This window comes from Flavobacterium sp. (assembly GCF_046317795.1).
GTDB lineage: Bacteria > Bacteroidota > Bacteroidia > Flavobacteriales > Flavobacteriaceae > Flavobacterium.
Genome location: NZ_JBKCVI010000168.1, coordinates 1 through 11,305 on the forward strand (window position 1 = coordinate 1; position 11,305 = coordinate 11,305).

At 39.6% G+C, this 11,305-nt stretch carries 2 protein-coding genes; both read right to left on the bottom strand.

All coding sequences use genetic code 11. The annotated features are described in order from the left end of the window. A partial coding sequence (locus tag ACK5ON_RS10010; RefSeq protein ID WP_409822113.1) for a GEVED domain-containing protein occupies positions 1-9,123 on the bottom strand: 9,123 nt, incomplete at its 3' end. A gap of 994 nt (positions 9,124-10,117) precedes the next feature. After that, on the bottom strand, positions 10,118-11,305 hold a 1,188-nt coding region (locus ACK5ON_RS10015; protein WP_409822115.1), incomplete at its 5' end, for a T9SS sorting signal type C domain-containing protein.

Genomic DNA, 11,305 nt, shown 5'->3' on the forward strand with positions numbered 1-11,305 from the left:
AGCCGAAACGGCTGTAGCAAATGACGGCAATACTGTATTATTGGCAGTAGCCATGTTTACCACAACTGGTGCACATCCTTCTGATAATAAACCATCACAATCATCATCGATGTTGTTCCAACAGATTTCTGTGCGTCCTGGATTAATAGTAGCAACAGCATCGTTACAATCAACAGTAAGGGCTGTCAATTCTGAAGCCAACTTACCATTAAGTGGACGTGTACAACTTTGTACCGTAGCCGCGTTTGATGGATAACCATCATTGTCAGCATCGGTGTACCATACTGGTTGTGGTCCTACTGTAACACTTGTTGTAGCAACAGCAGACTGACAACCATTAGAACCGTTAACAACTTTCACAGAATAAACACCACTAGCGGCAACCGTAGCAGGAAGCGTAGGGTTTTGCAATGATGAAGTAAATCCGTTAGGCCCTGTCCATGAATAAGTAGGTACATTTGGTGTATACGAAATACTTTGACCAGAAACTATGCTAGCAGTATTGAATGAATATTGTTGACCTGCAGTTGCACTATAGTTAAGCCCAACAGTAGCTGAACCTGCATTATCATTAACCGTAGCTCCTACAAAAACAACGTCAGAATATACTAAATGTATTTGACCTGATAATAAATCCAACTGAATTTGGAATGTAATAGTTCCAGTTCCTGTAGCAGCAAAACTGTCTTCATTAGTCCATTGAACTATGTATTTATTACCTACAGTTTGTGTTCTAATTGAACCTCCTGTTCCTGGTGTTAAATCATCCCAATATGCACAGATAGCAGTCAGAGATGCGCCTCCAACATTGGTCATTAAACCACCTGTAAGTTGGTCAAGATTATTGGCACCTAGAGGTGCAGGTAAACTTCTGTTACTATAGTTGATATCACCCGCAGTAGAACCAAAAGCTAAAACACCATTATTTCCAACTCTTGCCGTAGTGTAAGTCACGTTATTGTATGTGAAAGACGGTATAGTAAGGTTATGTTCGCTATCATCAGCAATCGTTCCTACAGAAGTACCTGAAGTGCTGATATCGATAAATGCCACACCACTACTAGCATTTATAGAATACCCTGGAATGGATACCGTAGAAGCTGTTAAGTTAATAGTGCCAGATCCATCACAAAGTGGTGAATTAGAACCAGCAGTTGGTGCCTCTGGCAAAGCATTGACTGTTACCGAATAAGTAACAGGAGTTCCTGTACATTCATTTGCTTTTGGAGTTATTGTTACAATAGCTGTACCAACAATACCAGTAAAAGAAGGAATTTCTGTTACATCTGTTTGATCATCTAAACCTATGCTTGAACCTCCTGTAATATCAAATACAACACCACTTGGAGAACCCGATAAAGGTATAGCATTGATAGGAGAACCAAAACAATAGGATTGATGAGCAGGAGCAGTAGCTGTTGGTGTAGGATTAACCAACAAACTTACTGGATCACTAGTAGCAGTAGTTCCACAAGATGGAGTAACCAAAACAGTATAATTTCCTGATTGCGCAACTGCTGCATTAGTTATTACATAACTTGCAGATGTAGCTCCATCAACATTAACACCATTCAATTTCCATTGGTAAGTTAAACCAGGACCTGAAGCAACAACTGATAAAGTAGTTGTACCTCCTTGACAAATAGGTGCCGGATCAGATGGTTGAGTAGTAATTACTGCATCTGAAACAACATTAACCGGAGTTGATGCTGTAGCATTACAACCTGTTATTGTTGAAGTAACAACAACACTATAGGTTGTACTAACTGTAGGGTTTACACTTGGATTTTTCAATGTTGAAGTAAATCCTGCAGGAACAGATGACCAAGCATACGTGTATGATGGTGTATTTCCTGGTGCAAAACGATACACTCTACCATTGTCTGGTAAAAGCGGAGCTGCAAAAGTGCCTAATGCACAAGAAGAAGTACTACTTCCGCTTAATGTTGGAGCAGACCATGCACCAGTATTTGATAAAGATCTAACATTTGTAGAAGCAGCACTTGCACCTCTTAATCCAACTTGAACAGTACCGGCGGTCGTTCTACCTGAAGATGACGTGAAAGAACCATAACGCATTTCTACAACATGAGAACTCTCATACAACCAAACTTGGAAATTTGCAGTATTTGGATTTACAGAACCACTCCAACTTCTAACATTTACCCATTCTATTTTGGTAATTCTGTTTGGAGCTGTTCCAGTAGTTTGAACATAATAAGAAGTTGACGTGGTGTTATTACCATTCAAATCTCTGTTAAATACAGCAATAACATTATTATTTGCACCATTTAAAGCAAAATAATTGTCTGTAGTAGGAGCGGTATTTCCTAAACTTACGAAACCATTTGAATTAATTATAAACTGAGTATAAGGAGTTCCGCCAAAATTAAACGTAAATGGTATAGTTTGAGCGGCTGAGTTACTATCATCCGTTGAGGATAAAGTAACCGCTACAGTTCCAGCACCACCAACAATAGATTGAAATGGTGATGTTGTATTATCAAGTGTATAAGCTCCAATATTGGAAGGAGTAAATAATTGATCTCCAGCAGCATCTAACTGAACAGGACTTCCTGTACAAACTTCACTTACAGAAGCAGTTGCTTGCGCAGAAACTGCATTTCCTACCACTACATTTACTGTAGTAGAATTTACACATCCAGAAGCATCTGTACCGGTTACTGTATAAGTAGTATTAGCTGATGGTGAAGCCGTAACTGTTGCACCTGTCGTATCTGATAAACCTGCAGCAGGTGACCAAGTATAGGTTGAAGCACCTGAGGCCGTTAAACTTACTGGAGAACCAGGAACGCAATAACTTGCTGAACTAGGTGTTACCGTTATTGTTGGTTGAGTTACCGTTAAAGTAGCTACATCGGATGTAACTGAACCACATGGTGACACACCGTTAACAATTGCTCTATAGTAGGTAACACCTACGCTGGTGGAACCTGTAATCGGAACAGCTAAAGTGCCTCCCGTTCCAGCATTTGTCCAACCAGTAGTTCCATTTGGTGAAACCTGCCATTGAATAGTACCAGCAGATCCTAAGGGAACAACACTAAAGTTAGCAGTACCCAATGCTCTACATATAGAGACATTAGATGGTTGAGTACCAATTGATACACCCTCACTTACATTTAAGGTAGCTGATGAACTTGTTGGACTATTCGCAGGACCCGAAACAATTGCATAATAGGTATACCCATTAACGCCATTTGCATAATCAATACCTGATAAAGAAAGTGTAGAATTCAAATTATTGAAAGCAGCTGGTGTTGGGTCAAATGTAGTAATAGAATAAGTTATACCATTGGCAACTAATCCGTTTGTTAAAAGAACAGGTGGGTTAGCATCATTTCTATCTAAATACCACTGATATCCATCAACATCACCAGAAGCTTCAATTGAGAAAGAAGTATTTCCTGTATTACATAGACCAGGGTTTGAAACAGGATTCGAAACAATACCAGTATTACCTACAGCCAATAACGCGCTTCCAGAAGTTTCTGGTCCACAAGGACTTGTTCCTGAAACCACACATTGGTATTCTCTACCATTGTAACCTGTTGGGATATCACCACCAGGAACAGCAGAAATTGTTAAAGTTGAAGTTGTAACATTGCCAACAGTGCTAGTAGAAACACTATAAGGTGGAGCGATAGTCACGTTAGAAAAATCTCCATTTCCGTCAGTAGCTTCCTGCCATACAAATGATAAACCTGTACCGGTTGCAGAGGTAGAGAATTGAGCATTTGTACCTGTAAGCGCCACTACATTAGATGGGCTACTGGTGATGGTAACTTTTTCTCTAACATTAATGTTAGCGGAAACTGTTGTTGAACAACCATCATTTACTGTGTAGGTTATTGTAGCTACACCTTCAGAAACTCCAGTAACTTCTCCACTTGCGTTAACCGTTGCAATAGTTGGGTTTAATGAATTCCAAGTTCCACCCGTTGAAGATGATAATGTTAGTATATTTGGCATACACAACTCTGTACCACCAGTAATTGGTAACACGGTAGGATTTGTATTGATAGTTAATGGGTTTGTGCTACTTCCTGTGCCTAAAGGTGTTGTTACTACAATAGTACCAGTACCTGCATTAAATTCAGCTGGTATTGTGGCCGTAATTGAAGTATCACTATTTAATGTGAATGCAACAGGAGTACCACCAACAGTTACGTTAGTAGTACCATTGAAAGCATAACCAGTAATCGTCACAGTTCCACTACTAGCACTACAAAGTGGTGAAGGAGTGGTTGTAAAACCGGTAACTTGTGGCGCTGGAATATCAATATTCCAGTTATCAATCGATACATCATAACTACCAGCTAACCAGTTTCCAGTTAATCTAATAGTTACCCCTTGACCTACAAAAGCACCTAAGTAATATTTGTAGTTTCTGTAAGACGCTGTTGGTGTATCATTGATAGTCCCTATTGTAGTATAATTAATACCACAATCAGTACTTACTTGAACATCTATTGTTCCCCAACCAGCAGCTGGAGGTCCAAATGGTGTAGCAAAGTCTGATATTTTTAAATCAAAAGACAAAGTGTGACCCACTAAAACTGGACCATACTTAGCTGATGTAAAAGTATTGGTAGTATTTGTAGAACTTAAGTTTGAAAAAGCATTAGCTCCAGGATTTCCTGTTGCTCCTCTTAATGTTCCTATTGAATAACCTCCTGATTGTGTCCAGCCACCCAATGTACTTAATACAGTAAATGGTTGAGCCAAAGGCAGCGGATTAGAATTTGTATTGATTTCTGAAACTGTTGAATAATTCTCAGTTGGTCCATTTGTACAAGTAACTTTTAAACGATATTGTATAGTAGTACCTGTAAAAACTGGTGGTGTATAAGACAATGAAGTTGCACCAGAACCACCTACTGCATTTGCCCATGTTGCGCCATTGTTTGTAGATTGTTCCCATTGGTAAACGATACCAATATCGCTACTTGCTCCAGCAACAGTAAATGGCTGCACCGGTAAATTAGGACAAACACTTTGACTAATAGGAGATGAAGTACCACCATTTGGTATTCCTGAACATATTGGCCCAACTTTGAAGTTATCAAAACCTAAATAATAGTCACCAGAAACCCAAGTTGCGTTAATTCTAATTTTAATATATTGACCAACATAAGTAGATAAATTATACAATTTATTTCTCCATCCACCGATACCATCATTGGCAACAGTTTCTAGGTTTGTATAAGTAGCTCCAAAATCTGTTGAAATTTGAACAACATAATCACCTGTACCAGCACCTGGCACGGTAGTAGTACCAGCAGCAAAATCTATCAATCTGTAATCAAAAGATAAGAATTGATCTGCTAAAACTGGACCTATATTAACGGTTGATATACTTCCTGATGGAGTTGAACTCCATAAATTTATTGAAACCGCATTTGTAGAAGGAGCTAAATTAGCAACTGCAGCAATTGTAAAACTGGTAAGCGACCATTCTGCAGGTGTGGTTGTTGTATCAAAACTTTGACTGTAAGGCGTAGGCGCTACAAAAAGAGTTGAAAAAGCAAACGGACCAGTCCATGAACTGTATAGCGATCCTGGTGTACATGCTGCACGTACATAAAACTCGTAATTTGTAGAAGGGTTTAATCCTGTAGCTGCATAAGAGGTAGTTGTAAGAGCAATTCCCGTTCCTGGAGCGGTTGATGGCGCACCAGCACCAGCAGCTTGAACAACTATTTCCCAATTAGTTTCAGCACAACCTAAAGTCCATGTTAAATTAGCACTTACTGGAGTAACTGTATTAACAGCTAAAGAAGAAGGTTGTGGACATGGGTCTGCAGCAGAAATAGTAACATCATAATCCTCTGTTTCACCATAACCTGCACTTGCGCATGGATCGATAGTAGTTGGCGCAACATTCCAAACACTTCTAACTCTCATTCTATGCACTCCAAGTGGAGGGTTACAAGCCAAAGTTATATTAAATGAAGCAGGAGGAAAAGGCCCAGCATTTCCTTGACCTGGAGCAATTGTACTAGCTCCGATAATTTCCGATGCTTCAAACACTCCATTATCATTATAATCAATCCAAGCCCTTACAGCTTGACCACCCCATGTACCGACAGTAACATTAACACTGTATGAGGAACCCGCTTGAAGCGTTCCAGTGAAGTTAGGTTGACCCGTAAAATAGGTATAAGCAGGATTAGTTTGCGCTGTTCCTGAATTATTTGATAAAGTAGTACCAGTGATAGAAATGTTTGAAATTAAATCTCCTGATGTCTTACCAAATGAATATACTGGAACACAATATCCAGGACGAAATGTTGCACCTGCAGCCCAAGCAGATTTGTCAACACCATCGCAATTGGCTCTAACCCACCAGAAGTAGTTGGTATCTATAGTTAAACCCGAAAAAGTAGCTGTTGTTACACCAGCTGCCACTGAACCTGTAGGCGTAGAACCAGCTGTTGGAGCAGTATTGGTAGTTGAATATATGTATTCATAACCATTTGCAGGAGTACTTGATGATGCCGTCCATGAAACTGTTGCAGAATTTAGAGTAGTAGTTGGTGTTAATGGTGTTGGCTCAAAACATGTTGGAGTTATAACAGCAAACAAATCATCAATAGACATATCATTTGGACCACTCGTATGAATTACTTCAATAAAGAAATAATAGGTTCCTGTTGTTGGAGCAATATAACTACCCTGTATTTTTTGATAGGTAGTATTTGTTGCATTCGAAACTGTTGTTAATAAAGTAGCTCCTGTAACAGTTGGACTTGTATTAACAAATAATTTAATTGATGTCCAACCTGATATACCATCTGTTAAGTACCAAGCACCCATATCATATGAGGTACTTGCAGTTAAAGCAAGAGGAGCTGAATAAACATATTTATTTACCGTTGGTGTCCAACGAATATTTTGATAAATTGTACCTGGTCTAGGAGCAGCACCTGTTGTTGTTGTAGAACGCGTTAAAGGATGCGAACTTGTAACACAAGCTGGTAAATTAGGCACAACAGCAGTTTCAAAACTCTCACTGTAAGGCATCGCGACTGCCACACATGGAGTAGTAAACGTTGTAGGCCCTGACCATCCTGACTTGTCAGAAGGAGAACAATTAGCACGAACCCAAAAGAAATACTGAGTTTGTGGTGTTAAACCAGAAAGCGAAGTAGTTAATACCCCAGCCGCCGTTGTGCCACTTGGTGTAGTCCCTGCAGTAGGTGCTGTATTGGTCGTAGCAAAGAAAAACTCATAACCATCGGCAGGAATAATAGTTGGCGCTGTCCATGTTAATGTAGCACCATTTGCCGTTAAACCACTCGAAGTTGCCGCACCTGGTGGCGTACAACTTGGCGCGGCCACTACATTAAAAGCAAAGTCTACATATTCTCCACGAGTTATATTTCCACAAGCACTTGCAGGAGCACTGACATTAAAATCTACCAAAACGCGCATACGATAAGTACCGATTGCCGTTCCACCTGGAATAGAAAAACTACCTGTAGTTGTCGTAACAAAACCGGAGGTCACAAAAACGCGCTCTCCTGATTCAAACGTGAAGTTATTATTCCAATCGACCCAAACACCAAACCCACAAGTAGGTCCACCTGCAGTCATCGATAGCCCAATTGAACTACCTCCAACAAAACCACTAACAGAATTCGTTGCAGTTAGATTTTGATAACCACCTGTGCCTGTAGCAGCAGTGGGTGAAGAATAATTGATATTTGCCGTCCCCCCCGAAGTTGAAAAAGCACTAATCCAGGAAGCTTGACCTGTTGAAGTAGCTATACAATACCCTGTAAAAAAAGAGGATGAATTCCAAGAACTAAAGACTCCACTCCCACAATCAGACCGAAGGTGGTATGTATATGCTGTATTTGCAGTTAATCCAGTTACGTTAAAACTTAAACCAGTCGTTGAACCACTTGTAACTAAACCTGTTGCTCCTGAACCCGCTGCACCTGAGGTTCGTACTTCATACTGATAACCACCAGAGGGAACTGGAGAAGCCGCCGACCAATTAAGTGTAGATGAAGTACTGGTCAAATTGGACACTGCACCTAATGCAGGAGCAGAACAAGATGGTGGCGTCCAAGTAAATGTCAAACCAGATGCAGGCAACACTGTGCTACTATAGGTAACAGAGGAAGTATTGACTGTTCCAGCTAAAGTTGAAGCCCATGAAGTAGTACTTGACCGATTACTAAAAGCTGCGTTAGTCGTCCCTCTTAGCCCCACTTGTGGTGCAGTAGAAGTTGTACTCCCTACAGCAGTTCCATAAATTACAGAAACAGCATTGGTCGTTTCATTCAATACAATTTGATAATCCAGAGTATTTGAAGACGTATTGTAAGGACGCATATTTCTATACTGGATCACTAAAGATCGATTGGGTGCAGTACCCAATACTTCAGTGCGAATTTGACCCATAGCAACATGAAAAGTTCGTCCTGAACCTGTCGAAGTTACATTAGCAGAAATTGTCACTTGCGTTGCAGTTTTTGAAACGACTGTAGAACCCGTTGGAATACCTGTACCAGAAATTGTTGCACCAATTAAAATAGGTCCTGTAGATCCTGTCGTAACTGTTAATACAGCACTACCTGCGGTACCACTTCCAACTACAGCGTAACCACCATTACAATCCAAACCAAAGGCAGAGATAGCACCATCGTAAACGTTAGTACTACCAATTGGACCATAAGTTCCCGCGGTGGGAGCAGTAGTCCCAAAGGATACAAATCCATTTGTATTTGCATAAATGTTGCTACCTGAAGCATAGGTAACACCATTAAACACAAAACTAAATGGTAAAGCAATCGTATAGTTCACATCATCCAATGCAGCAGCAGAGGTGCCATTTGGGGTTGTCTGCGTGGCGAGTACCGTACCACCCGTAATTGGCGTATACGTTCCTGAACTTTGCGCGAACGAGTAAGTGGTTACTTGAGCAAATGCTTCATTCCCTAAGACAAGTAGAAAAAATAGCACTACACTCATAAGCCACGACGTTCGCATACTGCCTTTAGCATTGGAAGAATTCCCAACTACTTCTGGCTCTTGCGAGCTGAGTTTCGAAAATTTTCGATAACTCAGAGAATTGTAGTTATTCATCATAATATAAAAAAAATTAAGTTAATTAATGTGTTAAAGTAATAATAATGATAATATGTTGTTAACATATATTTCATAAAAACGATATAAAACGCAAAAAATCGATGAAATACATATTGAATGTAATTTTAACTACATTTATAAAATAAAATTAAAAAAACACATCAGAGCAATTGTCATCTTGAGTGGACTTTAGGGATGTTACACTATCAAATAAAAAACATAATATAGGTAAGTCTCTTGGAGTAGCACCACTCCACCGTCACTTTGAGTATCCTATCACCGTCACTTCGAGTAGCGCAGCGTATCGAGTTCTCGATACAATTTTGTATTTAAAAAATTGCATTTTTTAAACACAAAACCACTCGAACCGACGTCATATAACACGTCACTTCGAGTTTTTCAAAATTACAAATTTTGAAAAGTATCGAGAAGCCGTCTCTTCCTATAAAACCTTAGTGAAACATGGTAAAAACTTTGCGCTACCCTGACTGCCGGTTTACCTGCCTTTGGCATGGCAGGCAGTATTGTGAACCCCTCACAAAAACTTCTCGACTTCGCGACTTTGCAGTAAAAAAACTCATCAACTTAATGGAAAACCTTTGTAGTTAAACCAAAAAAATAAGCCACAGATTACCACAGATTAAACGGATTAACAAAAAAACAACAACATCTAAATGATTAAAAACTTCGCGACTTCGCGACTTTGCAGCAAAAAAAAATTTAAACTTCGTACAAAACCTTAGTGAAACATGGTGAAAACTTTGCGCTACATTGTGAACCCCAAACAAAAACTTCGCGACTTTGTAGCAAAAACTAACTCCCTTCAAGCAGGTTTGCAAACCCCTAACAAAAATAAAAGAGCTCCCAGAAAACTGAAAACTCTTTTTAAATTTATACTAAATCGTACTTCGTATTTCCTAACTAGTACCTGATATTTCGTACCTCGTACTTCTAAACTCGTACCTCGTACTTCAAACCTCGTACTTCGTACTTCCTAATACACTACTTTCTTAGTCACCACCACACCATCAACACTGGTTATTTTAACCAACAACACCTGTTGGGTGCTAGGCAACGTAGTAAATACCGTTTCAGTATCTCCTACATGTTTTTGTACTGCAATTTGTCTTCCTCTAATGTCAAAAATAGTAACATTTTCCATCATCACATTACCCGAAGAAACATGCAATCCTTGTTGGTTTTTATATACTACTACCGTATTTTCATTGAAAATAGGATTATCAGTACCTAAAGATTCCGTTGTGTAACGCAAAACAAATCGAGTATCAAACGACCCTATTTCGGTGGTGAACGTATAATCGGATTGTCTTAAATCATGAATAACACCCAATAAAGTATCTTCTAAATAAACGTTTTGGGTTTCAAACAAACCATCAAACATCGAAAGATGAATAGAATAACTACCCACAATAGTTGATTTGTAACCCAAAGGAACCGTATCCGTAACAGCAAAAGTTGGTCGCCCTTGAATAGTCAGTTTTGTATCATCAACCAAAGTATAGAGGGTAACAACGTTACCCACATCCACCATTTCTCCATCGTACAAACGGTCAAGACCTAAAGTAGCATCATCTACATACCCTACCAAGACTTGTTTGAAAGCCCCTTGTGTATTGGAAATCTCTAACCAATAACGGTGTTTTTCTGGAGTACTAGTAGTTGTAGTATTACTAGACATTCTGAAAAACTGATCGTTATTACCCGCAATACGCATACTGTTTTTGAACGTAGCAACACCACTAGAAAGCCCTTTAATAAAAAACCCTTGTCCCGAGGCAATTTTACCATTAGGTATCTCGTTGTTGGCTCCTGGATTCGATGCTGGACCTGTTGGTACGCCACCTACAGTTCCTCCCATATAGTTGTATATGGCATAATCACTACCCGTATAAATATTATTGGCAATTGGCGTATTGTGTGTCCACAAATAAATTGTACCACTCAAAGTAGCCGAATTGGCAGGGTCTAATAAAAAGGCATCCGCACTAAGAGCACTTGGATATGGATTACCCAATAAGTTCAACTGACTGGCACCACCTGCTACAGGTAAAGTTATGGTACCATTATTGGGTACTCCAGAGAAAGGAGCCGTGTAAGATACTGCCGGAGTAAGATCAGGAAGCCCTGGAGGATAATCATTAGGGGCTCTAAAAATATATCC